General features: G+C 67.4%; 19 protein-coding genes. 8 read left to right on the top strand and 11 right to left on the bottom strand.

Annotated elements, in window-relative coordinates; translation table 11 throughout:
• Positions 1 to 14: 14 nt before the first annotated feature.
• Genes EWM63_RS05170 through EWM63_RS05195 form a run of 6 tightly spaced genes read left to right on the top strand, consistent with a single transcriptional unit; the run spans position 15 to position 6,802 of the window.
• The gene (locus EWM63_RS05170) at positions 15 to 467 is read left to right on the top strand and encodes a chemotaxis protein CheW (protein ID WP_130185581.1); all 453 of its coding nucleotides are present in this window, start codon (positions 15 to 17) and stop codon (positions 465 to 467) included.
• On the top strand, positions 464 to 1,780 hold the full coding sequence (locus tag EWM63_RS05175; RefSeq protein WP_130185582.1) for a CheR family methyltransferase: 1,317 nt from the start codon (positions 464 to 466) through the stop codon (positions 1,778 to 1,780). The genes EWM63_RS05170 and EWM63_RS05175 overlap by 4 nt, the downstream gene beginning before the upstream one ends.
• 10 nt (positions 1,781 to 1,790) lie before the next feature.
• Positions 1,791 to 2,366: a chemotaxis protein CheW gene (locus tag EWM63_RS05180; RefSeq protein WP_130185583.1), complete on the top strand. Its 576-nt coding sequence runs from the start codon at positions 1,791 to 1,793 to the stop codon at positions 2,364 to 2,366.
• A complete protein-coding gene (locus EWM63_RS05185) occupies positions 2,363 to 4,654 on the top strand; it encodes a hybrid sensor histidine kinase/response regulator (protein ID WP_130185584.1) in 2,292 nt (763 codons plus the stop codon). The genes EWM63_RS05180 and EWM63_RS05185 overlap by 4 nt, the downstream gene beginning before the upstream one ends.
• Positions 4,651 to 5,679, top strand: coding sequence for a chemotaxis-specific protein-glutamate methyltransferase CheB (gene cheB, locus EWM63_RS05190; protein ID WP_130185585.1), 1,029 nt, complete (start codon positions 4,651 to 4,653; stop codon positions 5,677 to 5,679). Before EWM63_RS05185 ends, cheB begins: the two co-directional genes overlap by 4 nt.
• 58 nt (positions 5,680 to 5,737) lie before the next feature.
• A complete protein-coding gene (locus tag EWM63_RS05195) occupies positions 5,738 to 6,802 on the top strand; it encodes a diguanylate cyclase domain-containing protein (protein ID WP_130185586.1) in 1,065 nt (354 codons plus the stop codon).
• Here EWM63_RS05195 and murB read toward each other — a convergent pair.
• Positions 6,763 to 7,791, bottom strand: coding sequence for a UDP-N-acetylmuramate dehydrogenase (gene murB, locus EWM63_RS05200; RefSeq protein ID WP_130185587.1), 1,029 nt, complete (start codon positions 7,789 to 7,791; stop codon positions 6,763 to 6,765). The genes EWM63_RS05195 and murB overlap by 40 nt on opposite strands.
• A 146-nt stretch (positions 7,792 to 7,937) precedes the next feature.
• On the opposite strand from murB, the gene EWM63_RS05205 reads away from it, so the two are divergent.
• Together EWM63_RS05205 and EWM63_RS05210 are read left to right on the top strand one after the other, a co-directional pair.
• On the top strand, positions 7,938 to 8,423 hold the full coding sequence (locus EWM63_RS05205; RefSeq protein WP_130185588.1) for a YajQ family cyclic di-GMP-binding protein: 486 nt from the start codon (positions 7,938 to 7,940) through the stop codon (positions 8,421 to 8,423).
• Positions 8,424 to 8,456: 33 nt separating this feature from the next.
• A complete protein-coding gene (locus tag EWM63_RS05210) occupies positions 8,457 to 9,728 on the top strand; it encodes a nitronate monooxygenase (RefSeq protein WP_130185589.1) in 1,272 nt (423 codons plus the stop codon).
• Positions 9,729 to 9,911: 183 nt separating this feature from the next.
• Here the strand turns inward: EWM63_RS05210 and EWM63_RS05215 are convergent, their stop codons facing one another.
• From EWM63_RS05215 to EWM63_RS05260, 10 genes are all read right to left on the bottom strand, one after another.
• Positions 9,912 to 11,363, bottom strand: a complete 1,452-nt coding sequence (locus tag EWM63_RS05215; RefSeq protein WP_130185590.1) for a DUF3482 domain-containing protein — start codon at positions 11,361 to 11,363, stop codon at positions 9,912 to 9,914.
• A complete protein-coding gene (locus EWM63_RS05220) occupies positions 11,360 to 12,802 on the bottom strand; it encodes a DUF2868 domain-containing protein (protein WP_130185591.1) in 1,443 nt (480 codons plus the stop codon). Before EWM63_RS05220 ends, EWM63_RS05215 begins: the two co-directional genes overlap by 4 nt.
• A gap of 223 nt (positions 12,803 to 13,025) precedes the next feature.
• Complete coding sequence (locus EWM63_RS05225) at positions 13,026 to 13,517, bottom strand: hypothetical protein (RefSeq protein ID WP_229487736.1); 492 nt, start codon at positions 13,515 to 13,517, stop codon at positions 13,026 to 13,028.
• Positions 13,518 to 13,645: 128 nt separating this feature from the next.
• Complete coding sequence (locus tag EWM63_RS05230) at positions 13,646 to 14,059, bottom strand: hypothetical protein (protein WP_130185592.1); 414 nt, start codon at positions 14,057 to 14,059, stop codon at positions 13,646 to 13,648.
• A 194-nt stretch (positions 14,060 to 14,253) separates the two neighbouring features.
• Positions 14,254 to 15,018, bottom strand: coding sequence for a YfaP family protein (locus tag EWM63_RS05235; RefSeq protein WP_130185593.1), 765 nt, complete (start codon positions 15,016 to 15,018; stop codon positions 14,254 to 14,256).
• Positions 15,019 to 15,020: 2 nt separating this feature from the next.
• Positions 15,021 to 15,815: a YfaP family protein gene (locus EWM63_RS05240; protein WP_130185594.1), complete on the bottom strand. Its 795-nt coding sequence runs from the start codon at positions 15,813 to 15,815 to the stop codon at positions 15,021 to 15,023.
• Positions 15,812 to 17,497 (bottom strand): DUF2300 domain-containing protein, encoded by a 1,686-nt coding sequence (locus EWM63_RS05245; protein WP_229487737.1) that lies wholly within the window; start codon positions 17,495 to 17,497, stop codon positions 15,812 to 15,814. The genes EWM63_RS05240 and EWM63_RS05245 overlap by 4 nt, the downstream gene beginning before the upstream one ends.
• Complete coding sequence (locus tag EWM63_RS05250) at positions 17,494 to 22,008, bottom strand: alpha-2-macroglobulin family protein (RefSeq protein WP_229487738.1); 4,515 nt, start codon at positions 22,006 to 22,008, stop codon at positions 17,494 to 17,496. Before EWM63_RS05250 ends, EWM63_RS05245 begins: the two co-directional genes overlap by 4 nt.
• Positions 22,009 to 22,016: 8 nt before the next feature.
• Positions 22,017 to 22,697, bottom strand: a complete 681-nt coding sequence (locus EWM63_RS05255; RefSeq protein WP_130185596.1) for a DUF1175 family protein — start codon at positions 22,695 to 22,697, stop codon at positions 22,017 to 22,019.
• On the bottom strand, positions 22,676 to 24,265 hold the full coding sequence (locus EWM63_RS05260) for a DUF2138 family protein (RefSeq protein WP_130185597.1): 1,590 nt from the start codon (positions 24,263 to 24,265) through the stop codon (positions 22,676 to 22,678). Before EWM63_RS05260 ends, EWM63_RS05255 begins: the two co-directional genes overlap by 22 nt.
• Positions 24,266 to 24,689 lie beyond the last annotated feature (424 nt).

Here is a 24,689-nt window from a genome sequence, read left to right on the forward strand (position 1 = left end):
TCGAATCTGATCTCATGAAAGTACTGGTCTTCCACATCGGGCCCGACCGCTACGGCTTGCCGCTGGCGTGCATCCGCCGCGTGCTGCCGTTGATGGCGCTGAAGGCCGTGCCAGGCGCGCCGGACGCGGTGGCCGGGCTGATGAACCTGCACGGCAGCGGCATTCCGGTACTCGATGTGAGCCGCCTGGCCGGCGCCGCGGCGGCGGCCAGGCAGGCCGACACGCGCATCGTGCTGGTCGACTACACCGCGCCGGGCGGTACCGTGCACGGCCTGGGCCTCGTGGCGGAGCGCGTGCAGGGCGTGCAGGACGTTGATGACGCGGCGCTGGCGCCGGCGGGCGTGCTGGCCGCGCCCTTCCTCGACCGCGTTGCCGGCGATGCGCAGGGCATCGTGCAACTGGTGGAGCCGGACCGGATGCTGCCGGACGCGCTGCGCGCCCTGCTGTTCCAGGATGCGCCGCCATGAACACGCTGCAGCGGCTGCGTGCGGCCACGGGGCTGAACCTCAGCCGCGAAACCGTCGAGCGGGCCATGCGCAGCCGGATGGGGGCCAACGGCATCGAGGATCGCGCGCAGTACGAGGCAAGCGTCGACGAAACCGAGCTGGCGGCACTGGTCGAACTGGTGGTGGTGCCTGAATCGTGGCTTTTCCGCGATCCGCAGGCGTTCGCCGTGGCGGCCGAATTCACGAAGCAGCGGCTGGCCACCGGCGGGCGGCAACTGCTGCGCATGCTGTCGATCCCGTGCGCCGGCGGCGAGGAGCCTTACACGCTGGCGATGGCGCTGGTCGATGCGGGCGTGCCGCCAACGGCATTCGCGATCGATGCCGTCGACCTGTCGACGGCCTGCATCGCCCGCGCCCAGGAAGGGCTGTATGGCCGCAATGCCTTCCGCGGCAAGGACCTCGATTTTCGCGACCGTCATTTCACGCACGAAGGCGACGACCTGTACCGCATCGACCCGGCGTTGCGGCGCCGCGTGCGTTTCCGCCAGGGTAACCTGCTGACGAGCGAACTGGCGCCGCCCGGTACCTACGACGTGATCTTCTGCCGCAATCTGCTGATCTATTTCGACGCGCCGACCACCGCCGCCGCGATCGCCCGGCTGGCGGCGCTGCTGGCCAACGACGGCGTGCTGCTGGCCGGTTACGCCGAGGTGCCGTCCTTCGTGCGCAACGGTTTCATGACACTGCCCTACCGGCAGGCCTTCGCACTGCGCAAGCATACCTCGCCGCAGAATGGGCCTTACGCCCTGCTGCCCTTGCCGGTCAACGAGGTCGGCAACGAACGGCGTTGCAGCCCTGGCCCCGAGGCCGCGCCACGCGAGCGTCGCGTGGCGCCGCGCAGGCCGACGCCGGTACCTCCCCCGATGCCGGCACAGGCGCCCGCGCCAGCCTTGCGCCCCGCCCCGCGCCCAACCCCGCCGCCACCTGCCGTCGCCGGCGGCTCGCCGCTGGCGGGTACGCTGGAGGATGCCGCCCGGCTCGCAGACCTGGGCCAGCCACGCGAGGCGCAGGCGCTGTGCCGCACCCTGACAGCACGCGAGCCGGACAACGCGGGCGCCTGGTTCCTTCTGGGCCTGCTCACGGAAGATGACGCGCCGGACGAGGCGCAAGCGCACTTGCGGCGCTGCATCTACCTGGAACCGGATCATTACGAGGCGCTGTGCCACCTGGCATTGCTGGCCGGCCGGCAGGGCGACAACGCGGCCCGGGAAACCCTGCGGGAACGCGCGGCGCGCGTGTGGCGCCGCCGCCAGGCCAGCAAGTCTCCATCATGAGTAAGAAACGATGAGCACACCGATTCCACCAGAAGAGCGCCGGCACGATGCCGGCCGCGCGGTCGACGATGCCTACCTGCACGAGTGGGCCGAACACTTCCGCGCTCCGCTCGCCAGCGCGGAACGCGCCGATGCCTCCGCCGTGGCCTTTCGCATCGGCGCCGAATGGCTGGCGTTGCCGACGGCGATGCTGCTGCGCGTCGCGCCGCATGCGGTGCCGCACCGGGTGCCGCACCGCACCGCGCACGGCATGCGCGGCCTCGTCAATGTGGGCGGACAGCTGTACCCGTGCATCGCCCTGGCCGAGCTGCTTGAGATCGATGCCGACGGCGGCAGCGTGCGTACCGGCCGCCACACGTTCGCGCGACTGTTGCTGGTGCAATGGGAAGGCCGGGGCTACGCATTGCCGGTCGCCGACCTGTACGGCATCGTGCGCTACGCCGGCACCCGCGTACAGCCGCCGGCGGCCACCATCAACAAGGGCGCGCAGCGCTACCTGTCGGGCGTGCTGGCCGAAGGCGACCTGCGTATCGGCCTGCTCAACGCGGCCATGCTCGGCCCGCAGCTCGCGAGGGCATTGCGATGAGCGACGACCTGTCCCAATTCTCGATGCTGGAACTGTTCCGCATGGAGGCGGAGAGCCAGACCCAGGCACTGACGGATGGCTTGCTGGCGGTTGAACGCCATGCCGACCCGGCCGACCTGGAAGCGATGATGCGGGCTGCCCATTCCATCAAGGGCGCCGCGGCGATCGTGGGACTGGATGTCATCGTGCAGCTGTCGCATGGCATGGAAGACGCGTTCATCGCCGCCCAGCATGGTTTGCTGAAACTGACGCCGAACCGCGTCGACGTCCTGCTGGCCGGCGTCGACCTGATCGTGCAATGCTCGAACCTCCAGGAAAGCGGCTTGCAGGGCTGGCTGGCGGCCAACGGCGACACGATCCGGCGCACGATGGATGCCATCCGCGGCATCGCGTTCCTGCCGGAGCCTGTGGCGCCCGCCCCCCCTTCGGCCCCTGCCCCTGCCCCTGCCCCTGCGCCAGAATCCGCACCCGCACTTGCATCGGCACCGGCACCGGTGACGTCCATCGCGGCGGCACCGGTCACGCCGGAACCGCCGCCCCATGCCGCGCCCGAACCGCGCGGCGGCAAGCCGGGCGTGCAGTCGGACCGGCTGCTGTCGCTGGCCGGCGAAGCGCGCATCGCCGCGCACCAGATGCTGCCGTTGATCCAGTCCATGCAACGCCACAAGCGCCACCAGGCCGCGCTGTTCGCAGCGCTGGACGATCTGCAGGAAGCGATCGGCCGCAACGGCGACCCGGTGCTGCGCGAGAAGGCCGCGCAGGTCCTGCAACGCGGACAGCCGCTCAAGCAATTCATCCTGGGCCACGTGGCCGACATGGAACAGTACGAACGCCGCCTGCTGACCGTGGCGCAGGGCATGGTGGAAGAAGTGCTGGCGCTGCGCATGCGGCCGTTCCGCGACGGAGTGCACCATTTCCCCCGCATGGTGCGCGACCTGGCACGCAGCCTCGGCAAGGATGTGCGGCTGGAGATCCGCGGCGAGGAAACGCTGGTGGACCGCGATATCCTGGCCCGCATCGAAAGCCCGCTCAACCACATGCTGCGCAACGCCGTGGACCATGGCATCGAGCTGCCGGCACTGCGCGAACGCGCCGGCAAGCCGCCCCATGGCACCATCGTGCTCGAGGCCAGGCACCGGGCCGGTATGCTGAACATCGAGATCTACGACGATGGCGGCGGCGTCGACCCGGAACGCATCCGCGCTGCGGTGGTGGCGCGCCGCATGTCCACGCAGGCGATGGCGGACACGATGTCGCACGCGGAACTGATGGAGTTCCTGTTCCTGCCGGCGTTCAGCCTGAAGCAGGAAGTGACGGAGATCTCCGGTCGTGGCGTTGGCCTGGACATCGTGCACGACGCCATCCGCGAGCAGAATGGCACCGTGCGGCTCGAATCGGAACGGGGCCGCGGCTTCCATACCCACATCACGCTGCCGCTGACACAGTCGATCGTGCGCTCGCTGGTGGTGGACGTGGGTGGCGAGGCATACGCGCTGCCCATCGTGAAGGTGGAACGCGTGCTGCAGGTGCCGCGCACGGCCATCCACACGCTGGAGAGCAAGCAGTTCTTCGAGTACGACGGCGCCAACGTGGGGCTGGTCTCGGCCGCCCAGGTGCTGCAACTGGGCGAGATGACGCTCCAGGAACTGCTGCCGGTAATCGTGGTGGGCACCGGCGCGCACCGCTACGGCCTGGTCGTCGATGCGATCCGTGGCGAGCACAGTCTTGCCGTGCACAGCCTCGATCCGATCTTCGGCAAGCTGCGCGACATTGCCGCCGCCGCCCTGTTGAACGATGGCGAACCGGTGCTGATCCTCGACGTATCCGACCTGCTGATGTCGATCGATAAATTGCTGGCCGAAGGCGGCCTGCATCAATTGGCGCGCGCCGGTGGCGCGGCAAGGCGTAGAATGAAACGCATCCTCGTCGTCGACGATTCGCTGACCGTGCGCGAAATGGAGCGCAAGCTGCTCTCGGGCCGCGGCTTCGAGGTGGACATCGCCGTCGACGGCATGGATGGCTGGAACGCGGCGCGCTCCGGCGATTATGACCTGGTCATCACCGACGTCGACATGCCGCGCATGGATGGCATCGAACTCGTCAACCTGATCAAGAAGGACCCGCACTTGCATACGCTCCCCGTGATGATCGTGTCGTACAAGGACCGGCCGGAAGACCGCGCGCGCGGGCTGGCCGCCGGCGCCGATTACTATCTCACCAAGGGCAGTTTCCATGACGAGACCCTGCTCGATGCCGTGGCGGACCTGATCGGGGACGCGTTCCGATGAAGATCGGTATCGCCAACGATGTCGCGATGGCGGCGGAAGCGCTGCGCCGCGTGATCGCCGGTACCAAGCTGCATCAGGTGGTGTGGATCGCCCGCACGGGCCTGGAAGCGGTGCGCATGTGCGCCGAGAACCGCCCCGACCTCGTGCTGATGGACCTGAACATGCCGGAACTCGATGGCGTGGAAGCGACGCGGCGCATCATGGCCGAATCGCCATGCGCGATCCTGGTGGTCACCGGCCGGCCGCAGGACAGCGTGAACCAGGTATTCCGCGCGCTGGGCGCCGGCGCCCTGGACGTGACCGCGACGCCGATCCTGATTCCCGGCCACGACCAGGGCGCCGCCCAGTTGCTGGCCAAGCTGCGCACGATGGAAAAGCTGATCCGCCACAGCGGCGGTACCCATGGCATGCAGCCCCGGCTCACCCTGCAGCTGGCTGACCGGGCCATCACGAACGTGCGCACGCTGGTGGCGATCGGCGCCTCGACCGGAGGGCCGGTGGCGGTGGCACGGATCCTGGCCGGCTGGCAGGCGCCGCCCGGCTGCACGATCGTCGTGGTACAGCATATCGACGAGAACTTCGCCGATCCCTTCGCCAAATGGCTGGGCGACCAGCTGACGATGCCGGTGCGCCCCATCGAGCACGGCGACCCGCTGATGAGTGGCACCGTGATGATTGCGAAAAGCAATGACCACCTGGTACTGGATGAAAATCACCAACTAGGTTACGATGCGGTGCCGAAGGATTATGCCTACCGCCCGTCGGTCGACGTGTTCTTCCGCTGCGTGGCGCAGCACTGGCGCGACGATGCCGTCGGCATCCTGCTGACGGGCATGGGTCGTGACGGCGGCGAAGGCTTGCTGGCCATGCGCCGCGCCGGCAAGACCACGGTAGCCCAGGACCAGGCCACCAGCGCCGTGTACGGCATGCCGCGTGCGGCGGCCGAGCTCGATGCGGCCCAGCTGATCCTGCCGCTGGAAAAAATCGGCCCGTTTTTACGCAGTACCACTGGAGGCAAACCCTAGGGCAGTAACCCTGAACGCCGCCAGCGTTCAACCTTACTGATCAATTTTAGGAAGCCCGATGTCGCAGGCCTTCACCGCTGGCGCGGAACCCCGATTTTCCCTGACCGCCTTCAAGGTGCGCGTACTGCTTGTCGACGACCAGTTGCTGGTCGTGGAGGCCGTGCGCCGCATGCTGGCCGACCAGCCCGACATCGAATTCCATTTCGTGACCGATGCCTCGAGCGCGGTCGATTGCGCCGCGCGGCTGCAGCCGACCGTCATCCTGCAAGACCTGGTGATGCCTGGCTGGGACGGCTTCGACCTGATCAGCCGCTACCGTGCCACGCTGGAACTGGAGCATGTCCCCGTGATCGTGCTGTCGGCCCGCGATGAAGCCGCATCGAAAGCGCATGGCTTCGCGGTCGGCGCCAACGATTATCTGGTGAAGCTGCCGGACCGGCTCGAACTGCTGGCCCGCGTGCGCTACCATTCCGGCGCCTACATCAGCCGCCTGCAGCGCGACGAGGCGTTCCGCTTCCTGCGCGAGAGCCAGAACCGCCTGGCCGAAGCCAATATCGAACTGCAGAAGCTGGCGGCGCTGGACAGCCTGACCGGCATCGCCAACCGCCGCCGCTTCGACGAACTGGTGCAGCACGAATGGCAGCGCGGCCAGCGCGAACGCCGCCCGCTGTCGCTGCTGTTGTGCGATATCGACTGCTTCAAGCTGTACAACGACACCTTCGGCCACCTGGCCGGCGACCTGTGCCTGAAGAAGGCGGCGGCCGTGATGACGGCCTGCCTGAAACGGCCGGCCGACCTGGCAGCGCGCTATGGCGGCGAGGAATTCGCGCTGGTACTGCCGGACACGGATGAAGCCGGCGCACGCAGCGTGGCCGAGGACTGCCTGCGTGCGCTGGCCGAACTGGGGATCGAGAACCCGCAGGCGCCGCATTGCGTCGTCACGATGTCGATCGGCGTGGCGACGCTCGTGCCCACGGCCGATACGTCCCCGGCCGAACTGGTCGAAGGCGCCGACCGGGCGCTGTACTCGGCCAAGGATGGCGGGCGCAACCGCGCTGCCAGCGCCGTATTCGGCCAGACCGGTCAGATAAAGACGGGTTCGGGTTCGAGCAGCACGCCGTAGCGTTCGCGCACATCGGCCTGGATTGCCTCGGCGAGCCGCCGCACATCAGCGCCGGTGGCACCGCCGTTGTTGACGAGCACCAGCGCCTGCTTCGGATACACGCCGGCTGCGCCCAAGCTTTTCCCCTTCCAGCCGCACTGGTCGATCAGCCAACCGGCGGCCAGCTTTTCGGTGCCGTCGTCCTGCCGGTGATGCACGAGGTTCGGGAACTTCTCCAGCAAGGCGGCGCACTGCGCGGCGCCCACGACCGGGTTCTTGAAGAAGCTGCCGGCATTGCCGATCACGGCCGGATCGGGCAGCTTGCGGCGCCGGATCGCGATGACGGCATCGGCCACTTGCCGCGCGGTGGGTTCGGCGGTTCCCATCGCCGCTACCTCATTGGCCAGTTCGGCGTAACGCAGGTTCGGGCGCCACATGCGCGGCAGCGCGAACGTGACGTCGACGATGACCAGGCCGCGGCCCGCCTCGTGCTTGAAGACGCTGTCGCGGTAGGCGAAACGGCAGGCCGCACCATCGAACGTGGCCAGCGCCCCCGTGGCGGGATCGAATACCGTGAGGCTGTGGAACACGTCCTTTGTTTCGAGGCCGTAGGCACCGATGTTCTGGATCGGCGCCGCGCCCACCGTGCCGGGGATCAGCGCCAGGTTTTCCAGGCCGCCGAGGCCCTGGGCCAGGGTCCACTCCACGAAACCGTGCCAGTTCTCACCGGCCTGCGCGCGCACCAGCACGTGTTCGCCGGTTTCGCCAACGACCGCGCGGCCGCTGCTGGCCATGTGCAGCACCAGGCCGTCGAAGTTGCCCGTCAGCAGCAGGTTGCTGCCACCGCCCAGCACCAGCCGCGGCAGGCCCGCCAGCGCGGGATTTGCCAGCACCGCCGCCAGCTGGGCCGTCGCAGAGATCCGGACATAGTGCGAGGCACGGGCATCGATGCCGAAAGTGTTCAGGTCGCGCAGGGAAAAATCGTGCTGGAGGATTGGTTCGGGATGCATGGACGGCTGACTCGGTTTCTCGAAATTTGCTCGATTATAGAGGGAAGCAAAAAAAACGACCGACCGTTCGCAGCGTGCGTCCGTTAAAATGTCGCCATCTCTGCGCGGCATTGCCGCGAGCAACAAAAAAATCGAAAGGAACCATCATGCCATCGTTTGACGTCGTATCCGAGGCGGACATGATCGAGGTGCGCAACGCCGTCGACCAGTCCAACAAGGAGATCACCACCCGCTTCGACTTCAAGGGCAGCGACGCGCGCGTGGAACAGAAGGAACATGAGCTGACGGCATTCGCCGACTCCGACTTCCAGCTGAGCCAGGTACGGGACGTGCTGACCAACAAGCTTGCCAAGCGCAAGGTCGACGTGCGTTTCCTGGACGAAGGCAAGATCGAGAAGATCGGCGGCGACAAGGTCAAGCAGGTGATCAAGGTGAAGAACGGTATCGAGACGGAAACGGCCAAGAAAATCACCAAGATCATCAAGGAAAGCAAGATGAAGGTGCAGGCCAGCATCCAGGGCGAATCGGTGCGCGTGACCGGCGCGAAGCGCGACGACCTGCAGGCCGCGATGGCGCTGCTGCGCAAGGAAGTGGCCGATACGCCGCTCGAATTCAACAACTTCCGCGATTGACGCGGCGCGTGCCGGCAATCACTGAGGACAGCAATGAAACGTGTTGATGATTTCCGCCTGCGGTTCGGCGACAACGAGTATGTACCCATCATGATCGGCGGCATGGGCGTGGACATTTCCACGTCCGAACTGGCGCTGGAGGCGGCGCGCCTGGGCGGCATCGGTCATATTTCCGACGCGATGGTGGAAGATGTTTCCGACCGCCGCTTCGATACCAGCTTCGTCAAGGAAAAGACCAAGCTGTACAAGTTCAACATCAATAACATGGACAAGGCGGTGGTGCAGTTCGACCTGAACCGCCTGGCCGAGGCACAGCGCCTGCATATCGGCAGGACCATGGAAGCGAAGAAGGGCCCCGGCCTCATCTTCGTGAACTGCATGGAAAAGCTGACGATGAACGGCCCGCGCGAAACCCTGCGCGTGCGCCTGAATGCGGCGCTGGATGCGGGCATCGACGGCATCACGCTGTCCGCCGGCCTGCACTTCAATTCGTTCGGCCTGATGGCCGACCACCCGCGCTTCCGCGAAGCGAAGCTGGGCATCATCGTCTCGTCGGTGCGGGCGCTGCAGATCTTCCTGCGCAAGAACGCCAAGCTGGATCGCCTGCCCGACTACGTGATCGTCGAAGGCCCGCTGGCCGGCGGCCACCTGGGCTTCGGCCTGGATGACTGGCAGGACTACGACCTGCACACGATCACCGGCGAAGTCCTCGCCTACCTGAAGGGCGAAGGGCTGGAGATTCCCGTGCTCGCCGCCGGCGGCATCTTCACCGGCAGCGACGCCGTGTCATTCCTCGAGATGGGCGCGGCCGGCGTGCAGGTGGCCACGCGCTTCACGATCACGAAGGAATGCGGCCTGCCGGACAAGGTGAAGCAGGAATATGCAAAAGCTTCCGAAGAAGACGTGATCGTCAACGGCATCTCGCCGACCGGCTATCCGATGCGGATGCTGCGCAACACGCCGGCGATCGGCGCCAACACGCGCCCGGGCTGCGAATCCTACGGCTACCTGCTGGACGCGACCGGCAACTGCTCGTACATCAACTCGTACAACCGCGAGGTGACGGCGAACGGCGGCAGCGACAAGGGCGTGAAGGTGATGGACAAGACCTGCCTGTGCACGCACATGCGCAACTTCAATTGCTGGACGTGCGGCCACTACACCTACCGCCTGAAGGACACCACGCACAAGCTGGCTAGCGGCGACTACCAGTTGCTGACGGCCGAACACGTGTTCCGCGATTACCAGTTCAGTACCGACAACCGGATCGCGTTGCCGGAACGCGAGGAAGCCCAGGCGGCCTGAGCGTTTCAGCGCATCGATAACGGCGCGATCCGCACGGGTCGCGCCGTTTTTGTTTTCCTTCGCGCCGTTTTTGTTTCCCTTTGCGCCGTTTTTGTTTCCCTTTGCGCCGTTTTTGTTTCCCTTTGCGCCGTTTTTGTTTCCCTTTGCGCCGTTTTCTTTGCGCCCCGTGCTTGCCTGGTCCTGTCAGCCGGCGATCGGCGTTGCCGGGTACAGCCGCGTCAGCACCTGCCGCGTGATCGCTGCCAGCAACCCCGTGGCCGCCGCGATGTCCGGCTCTTCCTGCTCGCGCAGCGTGCGCCAGAGCGCCGTGACCTCCGCTTCGCGCAGCGCGACAGCCTGCTCAACTTCATCCTGCCAGAACGCCGGCGCTTCGCTTTCCACGAAGTTGCCGCGCCCGCGTCCGAAGTGGGCCACTGCCAGGTAGCGCAGCACGTTCGTGACCAGCAAGGTGCGCAGGAAGGCGTCGGACAGCGTGATCGATGGCGTATTGCGATCGGTGCCCGCATTGAAGCCCCAGGCGGCACCGGCGAACGTGAGCGCGCCGATCACCCCGCCCAGCAAGGCGCCGGTACCGAGTGTGAGCCCGCCGGCGGCCAGGTCGGCGGACAGCCCGGTCGCGGCCCCGGACACGATCGCCCCCAGCAACGCGGCCTGGCCCTTTTCGACAGGCGCCCTGACGACGAAATTGTTGCTGACCCGGGCGTTGATCGTGGTGGCCGCGCTGGCGTCGAGCCGGTGCAGCGACAGCAGGCTGACCGTCGCTTGCCCGATGCCGAGGTTCAGGCGCGCGACCAGCGTGTTCATCGCCCGTTCCTGCCGCTTGCGGTCGTCGCCCTTGCCGATGCCGACCAGTTTCAATGCCGAACCCAGCATGTTTTTCTCCGCGGTTTCCACCAGCTGGCGATCGCGCACGGCATCGTGCAGCTGCTGCGCGATCACGGCCATCGAGTGGTGGAAGCGCTGCGCATTCTGTGCTTCCCAGGCCGCCAGCAGGCGGCCATGCGCCTGCCTTTTTTCGTCCGGCACGAGCTGGCCCAGCGCTTCGTAGAACACGTGCTCGTGCACCCAGCAGCGGGCGAAGGCGTCGAGCGGCAGCACATCGCGCACGGCACCGTACTGCCGCATGTGTTCGCGCCAGCGCAGCTGCTCGGCTGCTTCTTCCGGCGCCGGCCGGGGCGGGCCCATTTGATTGAGCAGCACCAGCACGGGCTTGCCCAGCCATTCGAGGATGCGCATTTCGGATGGCAGGTAGCCGGCATCCTCCGGCCGCTCCGCCGAATTGACGAGGTACAGCACGATGTCCGCATCATCGCGCGCGGCACGTAGCGCCTGCTGGCTGAGCCAGAACGGGCGGTCGCGGTAGCGGTCGATCACCTCGCGCAGGAACCAGCCGATCGGGTTGCCGGACATGCCCAGGCGTTTCATCAGCCGCACCGAGTCGCCGAAGCCCGGCGTATCCCACAGCACCAGCCGGTCGCCGCCTTCGGTGGCCTGCAGCGTGTGCGATTCGGCGAGCGCGGTCACGTGCGCCGCATCGCGCACCTCGCCCACGTCCATGCCCAGCAGCGTGCGCGCCAGCGTGGTCTTGCCGTTGTTCGTGTGGGAGATCAGGGCCAGCTGGATCGTTTCGCTCATGCGCCCTCCTCCCTGGCCGGCAGCTGCGGCGCGAGCAGGTTCACGACCGTGGGATCGGCGCCGTGGAACACACAGAACTCGCGCCACAGTTCGACCCGGTCACGCACCCGCTGCGGATCGGGGGTGCGGCTGCTGAACGCCGATTCATCGAGCAGCACGGTGCGTTGCGGCAGCACGCGCATGGCATGGGCGATGAATGCGCCGTGGTTTTCCTTCTCGGGCGTGGCAGCCAGGCTGAACAACAGCGCCGTCGATGTCACACCTGGCTCGCGGGGATCGATGTCGCGCAGCGCGGCGCCGGGGTCGGCACCATACGGGACCGCCGCCAGCAGGCGCACGCGGGCACGCTCGCCCAGCAGTTGCGCAGCCATGGCCTCGAGGCCGCGGGTGCGGGCCTCGTCCACCGTGAAGCTGTACGGAATCACGCGCAGCATGCCGGCTTCGCCGCCGGCGGCATCGTTCAGCTGGCGGAAATACGGCTGCTCCAGGTCGAGCGGAAAGCGGCGCTTCAGCACCGATGCCCTGGCAGCCGCGAACGCGGCGAGCACGAGGCGCGGCAATACCACCAGCAACAGCAAGGTCCCGGCATACAGGTGCGCCCAGCGGGCCCCGTCGCTGGCCGCCGCCGGCGCGCCGGCGCTGAAATGCAGCGCCTGCACGTCGGCCAGCGTGAAGCCCTGCAAGCCGAACGCGGTCATGGCCGGCCAAAACAGGATCGCCAGCAGTTCATGGACCTGCGCCGCGCCCAGGAACGTGCTTTCCCAGCCGGCGCCATATTGGGACAGCATGCCGCGTGCATACAGCGACACCAGCGCCCCCACCGCGAACAGCGCGGCGGACAGGTGGACCGTGCGCGACAGCCGTGCCCCGTTCAGGCGCGCGCTCAACTGCGCCCAGTCGGCCATGAAGGCATGCAGGCATGATGCCAGCGCGTGCGGCATCTTGCGCGGCATCGCGCCCTTGCCCACGGCAAGGTGGCGGATCCATGTGGCCCGCAAGCGCGTGACTCCCGCCTTGGGTATGCACAGCCATACCAGCATCGCCACGTAGACGAGCAGGTTCCAGCCGACGATCGCCAGCAGCGGCGCGGACAGCAGGTCGACCCGGTGCGGATCGGTGATCCTGTCCAGGCCCGCGCCCAGCACAAAGGCCAGCAGCGGCAGCAACCAGGCGGTGGCGTGCAAGCCCGGGGCGCGCTTCGCAAACGCGGCAAAGGCCGGGTGCCGCTGGGACAGTTTCTTGATGACCTGTTCGGAACGCTGCTGCAGGAAATGCTCGGACGTTGCTTCGGCCTTGGTTTCCGAAGCCTGCCACCGCGCCAGTTCGCGGGCGGTGCGGTTGGCATAGCGGCGGTCGTCGTCGCTGAGGATTTCGCGCTTCCGGTCAGTGGTTTCGATCGCGCGCACGAGAACCACGCTGCGGGCCAGCTCTTCGTTCATGGGCATCCTTATGGTTGAATCCGGATTGTAACGCCCATGGTGCTCGACAGCTGCCCGCACGGCAGTGCACGTTGCATCGGCTCCGTTCAGTCCATCAAGGGTGTGTGGGCGCAGCGTTGCCCGCCCCCGGTGTGCGGACCGGGGCCGGGCTGGCGCGACGGGCTGGCGGGGTCATGCGCCAGCACACGCCCAATGGATGGGCGCCTACCGGCGCAGTGCCTGGTCAGCGCTGCTGGATCTTGTCCGTGCCGCGGCTGCCGGAATCGGATGGCGCTTCAGACGGGCTGCCCTGGCGCTGCTGGTTGTTGGCGTCGCCCGATTGCCGGTTGCCGGAAGGCCCGGTCGGCGACTCCTGCGATCCCGCGCGCTGCTTCTGTTCCAGCCCGCCGCGGCCCGACTGCCGCGGTGCTGCTTCGCGGTCTTCATCGGATTGGGCCTCATTGCGCACGGCCTGCTGGCGGGCGCTCCAGCCGGCCTGCTGGGCGCCTTCGCCGCCCCGGCTGCTGCCGACGTTCTCGTCGGGCTTGCCCTGCAGTTCCCCACGATCGCGCAGCGACGTTCCCTGCTGCTCTGCCGATGCCGATTGCACGTTCGCACCGCCGCCCTGGACTGTGCCGGGGGCCACGCCCTGCAGGCTGCCTTCGGCCACCGTGTTCTGGTCTTTCGTGGTTTGCGAGCGGACGCGCTTGTCGTCCGGACTGTCTTTCTTCGACATGATGTGCTCCTCCTGTGGCGACGCCGACCCGGCGTCAACAGGGCGATCATGCGCTTGCCATTCGCATGGCTGTATCGGCGCAGCCTGTGCGGCCATGTAGGACAAGCCTTACCTGTTGCAAGCCTGAGTCAATGCATGGCCGGCACGGGAACCGTGAGCTGGATGCCGGCGTAATACTGCCTGGAACCCTTGAACTTCGTCAGTTGCATCCCGCGGTTCTTTTTGGCAAACGAGCAGTGCACCCAGCCGGAACTGGCGGCGCCCGGAACGAAGTTCTCCAGGATGAGCTGGTCGAAATCGAGGTGCGCCGAAATCCATAGCGCCACTTCATGGACGGTATGGCCGGCCACGTGGAAGTCGGCGGCCTCGCCCATGCCGGGCCGGGCACATCCGGCAGTATCCCGGGACCATGCACCGATCAGGGCGTTATCGGGGAGAGGAAGATGCGGGGAAGGAAGATGCGGCGATGCGGGCGGAGGCGACGCGGGGCCGGCGCACGCGACAATGCCGACCAGCACGCAGATCCATGCGCCGGCAGGCACGAGCCTTCCCGATCGGACGGGGTTTTCCCGATGCGCAATGACCACCTTCCTGCGCCATCCAGCGTGGCAAACGACGGTACCAGTCGATTCTAGCAGGGCGGCTTGCAGGAATATACCGATGCGCCGTAAAAGCCACTCGGCATGGTTCACCGCTTCAGGGGGGATGACGCGGATGGACGGGCGTGGCCCGCGTTTCAGGGGAACACGAACGACTTCACCAGCGTCAACTCGCCCGCGGCACGCAACGGCACGCGGAACACCTGCTGTTTCTCGCGTGGCGTGTTTTCGTTCGTGATGATGGCGACCTGTGCCACCGTGAGCGCCTGCGCAGGCTCGCCGCTGCCGTAGTAGTTGACGTAGACATGGTAGTTGCCCCTGGGCGGCGTGGCGCTGGAAAAGATTTCCGGGCCATAGCCGGTGGTGACGTCCACGTCGAGTGCGCCGCCATCGGCCAGCACGCGACTGCCATACCAGGCATGGCCGCCATCCGGTGTCACCACGTGCAGGTCGATGTCGGTGCCGGGGCTGTCCCACGACAGCACCACGCGCAGGCGCGCCTGCGTCTTGCCGGCGTAGGCATCGACGAACTGCGTGCGTGCCCGGCCATTGCCGTCCGGGGCGCGCACTTCCACGCTGTTGGCGCCGCTGCCGAAACCGTAGGGCCGGGCGAACGTGCCATCGTCCTGCACTTCGAGCGGCATCGACACGCCATTGACGACGAGCGTTGCGGGCTTGGCCTTGCGGGTCCCGGCGATGCGCCCGCGAATCTGCGCCGTGCCCGCCTGCCCCGGCTGCAGGTTGACGGCATTGGCCGGATAGTTGACACCCTGCGTGTACTGTTCCGTGGCGCCGGCGGAGTTGCGCCAGCCGCCCTTCGGCGTATCGATGGCAACCTGGGCCCAGGCGGAAAACGGAAGCAGGGGCAATACAGCCAGCAACTGGAGCGAGCGCAGTGTCATGGTTAGAATTTGAAGGTTTTCACGAGCGTGAGTTCGCCGATGCTGCGCAGCGGGACGACGAACGCCTCGCGCCGCTCGCGCGCCGTGTTTTCATGGAAGACCAGCGTGATGCGGGTCGTGATGATGGGCTGCTGCCGCGTCGATTCGTCGAAATGGTAGCCCGAATCGCCGAAGTTGCCCCAGTAGTTGATCCACACCTGGTAGGCGCCCCGCTGCGGCGCCGTCATGACGAAATTCTCCGGCCCGGGACCGTCGACCGTGTCCGCATCGAGGCCGCCGCCATTGGTCAGCGCGGGATGCGACCAGAACGCATGCTGGCCATCCGGTGTCACCACGTGGAGGTCGACTTCGGCCTGGTTGTCATCCCAGGCGGCGATCACGCGCAGCACGGGCTGCGGACGGCTGCGATCAGCCTCGTAGAATTGCACCCGCTTGACGCCGCGGCCATCCGCCCCGCGGATCTCCACGCTGTTGGAACCGGAACCGAACGAGTAGGCGCGCGCATAACGGCCTTCGTCGTCCGTGTACAGCGGCGTGGGATTGCCGTTCACGACGAGCTTCGCGAACGGCCGCTTGTTCCCCGCCTGTGCCAGGTGGCCCGTGATCATGCGCCGGTTCTTCTGGCTGCCGCGGTCGATCAGCGAATACGGATAGTTCCTGGCCAGCTCCTGCGACTTGTCCGTCAGGCCGGCGCGGTTCCAGCCGCCGGTGGGCGCGGCCAGCGTGCGATCCTGTGCGCCGGCTGCCGCCGGCAGAAGGAACAGTGTCAGCAACACCGATGCGGTGCATGGTTTCATGGTGTCTCCGGATTCAGGTCGGCCAGCCGCCGCGCGAGCTGCTCGACATAGATTTCATCCTGGCCACGCGGATGCCGGCGCAAGCCGATGTGCAGGTATTCGTGGGCCAGCGTGATACGGTCCTCGCGCGTGGCCAGCGGGCGCATGAAGATGCGGTTGCGCGACTGCTCCGAGTACGGCGCGCCGACGGCTAGTGCGCAGACGCCCGGCAGGTCGGCCGGTCGTTCGTAGCCCGCCTCGGCGCGCAGCACGCGCTCCCAGCGCGGCAGCGCATGCGCCAGCCATCGCTCGTTCTTCACCAGGCGCGTGCAGGTGGTGCCGCTGTTGCCGGCGATCGTCAGTGCACCGCGCGGCCAAGCGCTTGCCAGCAGTTCGTCGAACCGCCGGCCTTCGCGCGCCAGCCGTACCGTCTGCACCCACGCGAGCGTATCGGGAGCCGCCGTGTCGCGGTGATACCTTACCGTTGCGCCGTCGATCACCAGCTGGTCGGTCCAGCGGGCTGCCTCCAGCGCCGCTGCCGTTGCGGGGTTCGGGCTGACGCGCTGCGTGGCGCTGCTGTCGGCGATACGCTGGCAACCGCCACCTTGCCGGGCATTCTGCTGCAGGTAGGTGCGCGCGGCGATCGCCAGCGCCCGCGCGGCCTCGGGCTCGGCGGTGCTCCCTTCCCGGTCCACCACGCGCGCCACGTAGTCGTTGACGCCGAAACGGCCGCGCAGGCGCGGCCTGCCGGTGCTATCGCGTTCGAGCAGCACATCGCCGGCGCCCTGCACGGGCAACGCGTTGCCATTCTCGAACCGGACGACATGGCGGCCATGCAGCGGCCCGGCGACCGCCGGCCCGGCGGGTCCTTGCACGCTGCGGATGGGGTAGCGCGTGAAGAAATCGACTTCGACGCAGCCGCTGTCCTGCGGGGTGGCGGCCGGCAGCGCGGCCGCCAGCCGCGGCGCCCAGCGGCGCAGGATGCCGGCGCTGGTGCCAGGGCCACCGAGCCACACGGGCGTGCCGTCCGCCAGCCAGCCGGCGGCACCGCCCAGGCGCTGCCCGGCGCCACCGCGCCCGGGCGTCTCGTGCCAGGAATACGTCTTGACCCGCAGCTGGCTGCCGAACCAGCGCACCGAGTCGGCGCCGCGCCCGTCCAGCACCACGCGCAGCAATGCCGCTTCCGCCAGGGCGCGCGGCTCGGCCGGCACGCGGTCCAGCGCCCGCAGCAGGCTGTCGAGCCGTACCGCGCGTTCCGGTGCCAGCGCGTCGGGCGTGGCGAGCCATGCAAGGTCGCCGGCCGGCACGCGGCCGAGCCGCTCCGTCCACCACGCGCGCCATGGCGCGGCGCCGATCATGAGCCGGCGCGGTGCAAAGAATGGCCCACATGACCGGGCCAGCGCCACGTCGCGCTCGATGGACTTGCCCGCGTTGCAGCAATACACTTCTTCCGGATCGCGGCCGGTGCAGCGATAGGCCGGCAGCGGCGTGCCGGTATCGACCGCATACACGTAGACGAACAGCTTCCACAGGCTGCCCAGCGGAACCTCGCGGGCACCGTCGAACGGAGGTGGCGCCGCACCACCGTCCTGCAGCTGCCTGACCTGCACGCGCCCTTCCTTCCACCAGGCGACGTCGAGCGTTGCCGCCGCCGACAGCAGCGGAACGGCGAACAGCACGGCGGGCAGCATCCTGCGCATCATTCGACTTTCAGCGTGCGGCGCGCGGCATTGCCTTCGATCGCCTTCTGCTCGGGCTCGTACACGCGGTAATAGCGCGCCGGCGGCAGCACGTAGCTGCCCTTCTGGGCAAACCGCAGCAGGTGGCGCACCACGGTTTCGCCAGCGAGCGCGTCGACCGGCACCGAATAGCCATCCGGCCGTTCCGTGTGGCGGGCACGCTCGAGCTGCTTCGGCGGCGTGCCTTCCAGCGCGATGCCCCACGTGGTCGGCTCCACGCTGGCACCCGGCGGCAGCGGTACTTCCACGAGGCCGAAGCGATGCCGGGCGCCGGAAGCCGGTTTCAGGCGGATCTCGTCCAGGTACAGTTCATCGGTGCGCAGTGCCTCGCCGGGCTTGACGGGTTCGGTGGCATAGCCGCCGTTGCCAGATTTTATGCGCAGGATGCGGCGCTCGACGGTCACCGCCAGCGTCGAGGTTTCGGCCGCGCGGCTGTCGTATTGCACCACGGCCGCCGCGCCAGCCGGCGCCGGGGCGGCCAGGGCCAGCTGGTCCGGCAGCGCCTTCGGGTCCATCCAGCGCCACTGCGCCTGGCCCGCTGCCGTCTCGACCTTGCGCCACTGGCCTTGCGGTGCAAGGTCGGCTCCCCTGCCGAAGGCCGGGCCGCCCAGTTTCTTCTGCACCCACAGCAATGTCAGCGCGCGGTCCATTGTCGGCATGTCGCCACGCACCGACGCCAGTGTCGCCTCGGCCTGGCTGGCGGGCGCCTCGCCAGCCAGCATCAGCAGCGCCTGCGCGGCCGGGGCGGGCGTGTCGCGCAGCGTTTTCCAGGCGGCCGCGATCCGCTCCTGCAGCGCCGGCGTGGCCACGATGCCGTTCTCCTGCGCCACGACCGCGACCAGCCCCAGCGCCAGCGCATGCGCGGCCGCATCGTCGCTGCCCAGCACCATGCTGGCCGATCCCGTGCGCGGGCGCGCGGCGGACGGCGCCGGCATTGCCGCCGCATCGTCGACCAGGCCCGACGCCAGCGTCTTCGTCGGCAGGCCCATGTCGTGCGCCATCCTTAGCGCCAGCGCGCGCTCGCCCACGCTGCCTTCCTGCACCTTGTCGCCATACACTTTCAGCAGGTTTTCCCAGTGCCCGGCGGGCAGGTCGATCTTCAGCGCGCGTGCCGCATACCAGTCGGCGTAGTAGGCATAGGCGGTCATCAGCGCGCTGTCCTGCGTGCCGTCGCCCCACCAGCCGAACACGGCGTCCGGCCCCGCCATCGACACGAGCCGAAGGCGCTGGTTCTGCAGGTGCGCCAGCAGCCGGTCGCGCAGCCCAGCCGCATCGGGCGGCAGGCTGTGCACCGCCATCGTCAGCGGGATGATGCGGCTGGCGGTCTGTTCGACACCACCGTACGGATAGTCGATCAGGTCGTCCGCGATGCGCGCGAAATGCGCGGCAGCGCCGTGCGCGAACGACACGCGCACGTTGCGCGCGTCGGCCGGCAGCTTCAGCGCCGTCGTCGTGCCTACCAGCGGAACGGCCTGCGAACGGGGACTGCTCCAGCCGGCGGGTTGAACCTGCAGCGTGGTGTCGAGCGCGTCGACGACCTTGCCGCCCTGCCTGACTTCGAGGCGCAGCGCGCCGTTGGCGCCCGTGAGCGGAAACGCCGCGTAATTGATGCCTGGTGCCGCGTCGATCTTCTCCATCTTCGTGGTGCCGCCGGCCGTCAGCGCGACTTCCAGCGCCGCTTTCGCGCCGCTCTGGTTGAACACGGCCACGGTGGCCAGCGGCGCGTCGCCGGCGCGCATCCAGCCCGGTGCGGCCCACTTGGCATAGAACGCCTTGTCCGAGCGCAGGTAAGCGGTACGCTGGCCAACGCGGCCCTGCGCATCCATCGCGCGGCCCGTAATGCGCCAGCGCGTCAGCGCATCCGGCATCGTGAACGTGACGCGCGCGCGACCGGCGGCGTCGGTCATCAGCGACGGCGCCCACAGCGCGGTATCGACGTTGTCGCGACGCGGCCGCTCCAGCACCTTCACGCCGCGCTCGTTGTAATTGTGGCGCGCGGGCACGCCGCCCAGCCGGCCCTGCGCCATGTCGTAGCTGATGAACGACAGGCTTGCCGTCGTGCGCACGTTGTTGCGGCGCGGGTGGTAGAAGAAGTCCGCGATGTCCGGCGCGATCTCCGGCTGCAGCACGTAGATCATCTCATCAACGACCCCCAGTGCCACCAGCGTGGCGACGGGCTTGCCGTCGAGCGTGGCCGTGACGTCGAGCGTGACTTTTTCGCCAGGCTGGTACACCGGCTTGTCCGTGGCGAATTGCAGCGCGATGCGCGGCTCGATGATCTGCAGGCCCGCGTTCTCGAACACGAACTCGCCGTTGCGCACGGCGGCGACGGAGAACGTGATGTTCGGACCATGCGCCTCCTGCACGGGGATACGCACGCGCCACTGGTTCGGCGCCACGCGCCGCGCCTGGAACCACGCGGCACCGCCCTGCAACAGGCCGTGGCTCTCCACCTTGTCCCGCTCCAGCGTCAGCAGAGCCTGGTCCGCGGGGGCAGAGAACGTGACCAGCGCTTCGGCCGTTTCGCCCGGCTTGTAGCGGGCGCGGTCCAGCACGATCTCGATGCTGCCCGGCGTGGCCTTCACGCCCGCGCCGCTGACCCAGTGGCTGGTACTGCCCACGAGGTTGCCCCGTTCGTCGCGCAGGCTCAGTTGATACGAGCCGGATACCGGGAATGTCACGTCCCACGTTTTCGCGGCGCCGTCGAACGGACCTTCCGTTTTTGTCTGCGTTTCAAGCTGCACCATTTCCCAGCGAACCGGCTTCGCACCGCCCTGCCCCAGCGCGGTCACGCCAAAGCGCACCACCTGGCCAGGATCGGAAAACTGGCGCGCCGCCTTCAACTGGTACGTGGTGGCCGAGCGGGCGATGAGCAGCTCGCGCGTGGTTTTCACGCGGTACGCGGCGCCGTCTGTCGCCAGCACGGTCAGGATGTAGCGCGAAGGATCGGCGGCCGGCGGCAGCGTGAAGTCCGCATTGCCGCTGCTGTCCGTCCGCAATTCTTCCGTCTTCAGGTCGACAGGGAACAGGCCGCTGTAGCGCAGCTCGCCTTCCACGAGTGTGTTCTGCTGGCCGCGCAGCGACAGCGTGAGTTTCGCGTTGCGCACCGGCTTGCCATCGGCGTAACGCAGCGCGATCGTGCCTTCGACACGTTCGCCCGTCTTGAATTCGGGCTTCGCCGGCTGCACGCTGATCTCGAAGTGCGGCTTGATGTACTCGGCCACGCGGAAAGCCGCGCCATACATGCCGCCCTGGTAGCTGAAGCGCAGCTCGTAGCCACCGGCGCCGGCCTGCACCGGCAGGCGGAAGCGGGTTTCGGTCCCCGTTTCCGGCGACAGCTGCAGCGTTTGCGTCAGCAGCGGCGTGCCGTTCGGGTCGAATACGGTCAGGCCGACGGGCGCCGCCGCGGCAGCCTGCGAAGCGCGCGCGGACGTGAACTCGCGGCCCAGGAACTTCACGTTGACTTCGTCGCCAGGCCGGTACAGGGGGCGGTCCGTCACCGCGTACAGCTTCGTATTGTAGATCTCGCTGTCATAGTAGAAATTCTCGGAAACGAACACGCCGCCGTCGCGATCCTCGCCCAGCACATAGGTGTGCTCCGGGCTGCCCCGCTCGAGCGCGGCGACGCCATCCTGGCCGGTGGTGCCGTACTGCAGCACGCCACTGCCGTCCGTCCACACGACACTGGTACCCGGTACGGCGGCGCCATTGTCGCGCCGCGCGCTCCACACGAGCATCTGGCCGGACGAGACCTTGGTCACGGCCACCGTGTTAGACACGAACACCAGCGTGGTCGCACGGTGCTCGCCGATGATCGCTTCGACCAGGTACAGCCCCGGCTTGCGCTTGCCGATCGGGATCATCAGGTTGCCGGCACCGGTGGGAATGAAGTCGCTGCTGGAGCCATCGAGCTTGACGCCCTTCGGCGGCTCGATGGGTTTCGCCTGCCAGATCGGATAGCGGAAGCGGTCCACCATGTCGAACCCCTTCAGCGGCTTGTACCGGGGGTTGTTCTGGAACGTGGTGGGCCGGCGGATCGCTTCGTTCGTGGCCAGCCCGGGCTGCGTGTGCGTGACGGCGCGGCGCGCATCGGCCGAGAACAGCTGGCGCCAGATCAGGCGCGACTGTTTCCACCAGCTGTCCCACAGGTAGCGCAGCGTGTTCGCCAGCCCTTCGCCCTGGTAATTGCCTTCAACCTGCACGCGGTGCAGGTTGCGCTGCTTCTTCAGGAACTCCAGCGGCTCGGGCACGCGGTACACGACGATGTCGGCACCCGAATACGCTTCTAGGTTCATGCGCGCCATGTCGCGGCCAGGCACTTCGAGCCGCACGCGCGCTTCTTCCGCCGGGCCGAAGCCCGTGTCCGCGAGCAGGAAGAACGGCTCGCCCTTGACCGGTGTGTAGTTGCTTGGCGCGTTGCCCTGCTCCTGCGCACCGACGCCGCGCGGCACGAGCGCGGAAAAGGCCAGCAGCACGCACAGCTTCAGGACAAGAAGGAAAGCCGGAACACGCCGGCGAAGTTGGGATTGTCGACCGTCGGTTGCCACCGCGTGTCCTTCCACATCGTAAGTTGTTGAACATCGACGGTCCGCAGACCGTTATCCATTGGGGTGACCGTGCCCGTGTGGTACGCGATGCGCGCACCCATCCACACCATCAGGTGCTGTTCGTCGCCCTGGTCGAAGAACAGCAGGTCGCCGGGCGACGCCATCGACAGTTCGCGGGAGACGAACCTGCTGTTGTTCTGCACCAGCGCGATCGCGGTGACGAAATGGCCGACCTTACCGTCGGACTGCACCCAGCGGTTGCGCAGTGCGGCCTGCGCCGGCGTCAGGTTCAGTTCCGGCGGCAGGCGCCGGTCGGTGCCGATACCGTTCGCGCGCAACCAGCGGGCATCGTGCACGGCAAGCGCCTCGTTGACGGCAAAACGCACGAGGCCCGCGCAGTCACGGTGTTGCCAGCGAGGCGAAGGTCCGCGCTCGACCTGGGCGCTGACGATGCGCAGCATCCACGCCTGGAATGCGCGGGTCTGGGCCTGGGTCAGCCGCGCCTGCGTATCGACGGCGCGTTTCAGGGCGAACGCCGGCGCTGCGGCGGCGGCGAGCGGCGCGGCCAGCAGGCGCAGGCAGCGGCGCCGCACGGTCAGCGATTGACGGCTTGCCATTCCAGTGGTTCCCAGGCGACGCCGGAGGATGGCAGCTTTTTCAGCACCAACCGGTAAGGCGGGTATTTTTTCAACGCGTTCAGGCGCGGTACCAGGTGCTCGTCCGCTGCTGCGCGCAACAGCGGTTCCTGGCTTTGCGGCAGGCTGCCGAACGCCTCGGTTTCGATCAGCCGGGCCAGCGATGCGGGGGCGATGACACCGATCGTGCGTGCGGCATCGGGCAGCAGGTCGGCCACCGCCGGCGCCCGCTTGCGCTGCACTGCGAGTACCTGGTCGACCAGTTTCCCGTCCGCGGAAAACACGACCAGCTTGCCCGCCATGGCCAGCGTTGCCTTCGCCTCGCCCTGCCTTGTCGCCACGGTGCGCTCCCAGCGGACGGCACCTTCCGCCCTGGCCGCGGCTGCATCGCCCTTGCCGGCCATCGTTGCCGAAAACAGGCTGCCGAGCAGCGCCTCGGTATTGGCCGCTGCGGCCGGAGCGCGGCTTGCGACAAAGACTGGCGTGTGCAGGCGCGAGCCGCCATACCAGCAGGCGGCAGCGGGACCGCTCATCTGATCGGCGAGCGGCAACAGCGGCGCGTTGGCATCGATGCGCTCCAGCACGGGCTGCATGGCTGCCCAGTCGGCCGGCACGATGAAACAGGCACTCGGGTTATGCGGCAGCACGTGCCACAGTGCGGTCGCGTCATAACCGCCCTTCTTCAGCTTGCCTGCGTCCAGCAGCGCATGTGAAGCCCATGCTCCCTTGCTGAAGTCGAACCGCAGCGCTTCGAACGCGCCAAAGAATGGCTGGTAACCGAACGACAGGAAATCCGCCTTGACGGCGATGCTGTGGCCATCGGTCGCGCCGCGCGCCAGGCGGAACTGGTCATGAAAGACACGCTGCCGTGCGCCATCCTTCGACAGCAGGTCGATCACGGCTTTGCGGGCGGTCTCGTCGACGTTCTTGCCGTCGTCGCCCCCGTACAGCATGCCCGGATGGGACAGGACGACGAGCCGATCGCGGTGAGCCGCCAGCAGCAGCGTGCGGTTGTAGGCATAGTCGAGCGCGAACACGCGCACGTCGGCACCGTCGACGGACAGCTCGCCGGCGATGCGCATCTGGCTGTCCTTCAGCGCAACCTTGCCTGCTTCCTCGACCAACCGGGTGAGCTGGTTGCGCGAGACGGCAATGGCAAAGTGCTTCAGCGTGCCATCGGCATCGCGCCACAGCGCCACGTCCGCCGGCTGGTCCAGCACCATGCGCAGCAGCTGGTCGCCCCAGCCCAGTTCATGTTCATAGGCGATGCGCCGCAGGCTGCCTTTCAGGCCCAGCCGGTCTTCGTTCTGCTCGTAGTAGAAGAGGAACTCCTCGCGCAGGACGTCGCGCGCCAGCGGGATCTTCAGTAAATCGCGCGGCAGCGTGGACAGGCTCTTCGTGACGATCAGCGCATCGGGCTTCGACAGGTCGATGCCCAGGCTGTTGACCGGCCCCGCCCAGTGCCCCCAGCCGAACGTGCGGTAGGCCACCAGGGCAGCGGCGACGATGGCCACGCCGGCGACGGCTTTGATCAGCGTTTTCTTTTGCATTACGCGCCCGTGGGTTGAAACTTGCTATTTTTAATTACTAATTTTACCACGGATTAATTGCATTTAAGTAATCATTCTGGGCTTGTATGTAAGGCGCGACAGTGTGCTGCTATCAACAATCATCGATAGCGACGGGTCAAAGGTACATGCCGCTTTGTCGGTCAGAGGCTATTGAATGCGCGTCGCCATAGCAAAAAACCCCGCCGACATATGCTGGCGGGGTCTTACCCTGTACAGCCCAAAAACCGGTGACAGACACCCAATATTTTGAAACATTTCCAGAAAACCGGTGTCTGTCACCGTACATGGACGCCCCCGGTATGCCAAGCTTTCTTTTCATGACGGCTTTAGGTAAAGATTGCACCCGTACATTCGGACTTTGATGTGGCCGATGCCACTGTCCCTGATGGGATTTGCTGGTCGA

The organism is Pseudoduganella lutea (genome assembly GCF_004209755.1).
GTDB classification, from domain to species: domain Bacteria; phylum Pseudomonadota; class Gammaproteobacteria; order Burkholderiales; family Burkholderiaceae_D; genus Rugamonas; species Rugamonas lutea.

Excerpts from the sequence above, each read along its gene's own strand:
- EWM63_RS05170 (WP_130185581.1), top strand. The coding sequence starts at position 15 with ATGAAAGTACTGGTCTTCCACATCGGGCCCGACCGCTACGGCTTGCCG.
- EWM63_RS05175 (WP_130185582.1), top strand. The coding sequence starts at position 464 with ATGAACACGCTGCAGCGGCTGCGTGCGGCCACGGGGCTGAACCTCAGC.
- EWM63_RS05180 (WP_130185583.1), top strand. The coding sequence starts at position 1,791 with ATGAGCACACCGATTCCACCAGAAGAGCGCCGGCACGATGCCGGCCGC.
- EWM63_RS05185 (WP_130185584.1), top strand. The coding sequence starts at position 2,363 with ATGAGCGACGACCTGTCCCAATTCTCGATGCTGGAACTGTTCCGCATG.
- cheB (WP_130185585.1), top strand. The coding sequence starts at position 4,651 with ATGAAGATCGGTATCGCCAACGATGTCGCGATGGCGGCGGAAGCGCTG.
- EWM63_RS05195 (WP_130185586.1), top strand. The coding sequence starts at position 5,738 with ATGTCGCAGGCCTTCACCGCTGGCGCGGAACCCCGATTTTCCCTGACC.
- murB (WP_130185587.1), bottom strand. The coding sequence starts at position 7,791 with ATGCATCCCGAACCAATCCTCCAGCACGATTTTTCCCTGCGCGACCTG.
- EWM63_RS05205 (WP_130185588.1), top strand. The coding sequence starts at position 7,938 with ATGCCATCGTTTGACGTCGTATCCGAGGCGGACATGATCGAGGTGCGC.
- EWM63_RS05210 (WP_130185589.1), top strand. The coding sequence starts at position 8,457 with ATGAAACGTGTTGATGATTTCCGCCTGCGGTTCGGCGACAACGAGTAT.
- EWM63_RS05215 (WP_130185590.1), bottom strand. The coding sequence starts at position 11,363 with ATGAGCGAAACGATCCAGCTGGCCCTGATCTCCCACACGAACAACGGC.
- EWM63_RS05220 (WP_130185591.1), bottom strand. The coding sequence starts at position 12,802 with ATGAACGAAGAGCTGGCCCGCAGCGTGGTTCTCGTGCGCGCGATCGAA.
- EWM63_RS05225 (WP_229487736.1), bottom strand. The coding sequence starts at position 13,517 with ATGTCGAAGAAAGACAGTCCGGACGACAAGCGCGTCCGCTCGCAAACC.
- EWM63_RS05235 (WP_130185593.1), bottom strand. The coding sequence starts at position 15,018 with ATGACACTGCGCTCGCTCCAGTTGCTGGCTGTATTGCCCCTGCTTCCG.
- EWM63_RS05240 (WP_130185594.1), bottom strand. The coding sequence starts at position 15,815 with ATGAAACCATGCACCGCATCGGTGTTGCTGACACTGTTCCTTCTGCCG.
- EWM63_RS05245 (WP_229487737.1), bottom strand. The coding sequence starts at position 17,497 with ATGATGCGCAGGATGCTGCCCGCCGTGCTGTTCGCCGTTCCGCTGCTG.
- EWM63_RS05255 (WP_130185596.1), bottom strand. The coding sequence starts at position 22,697 with ATGGCAAGCCGTCAATCGCTGACCGTGCGGCGCCGCTGCCTGCGCCTG.
- EWM63_RS05260 (WP_130185597.1), bottom strand. The coding sequence starts at position 24,265 with ATGCAAAAGAAAACGCTGATCAAAGCCGTCGCCGGCGTGGCCATCGTC.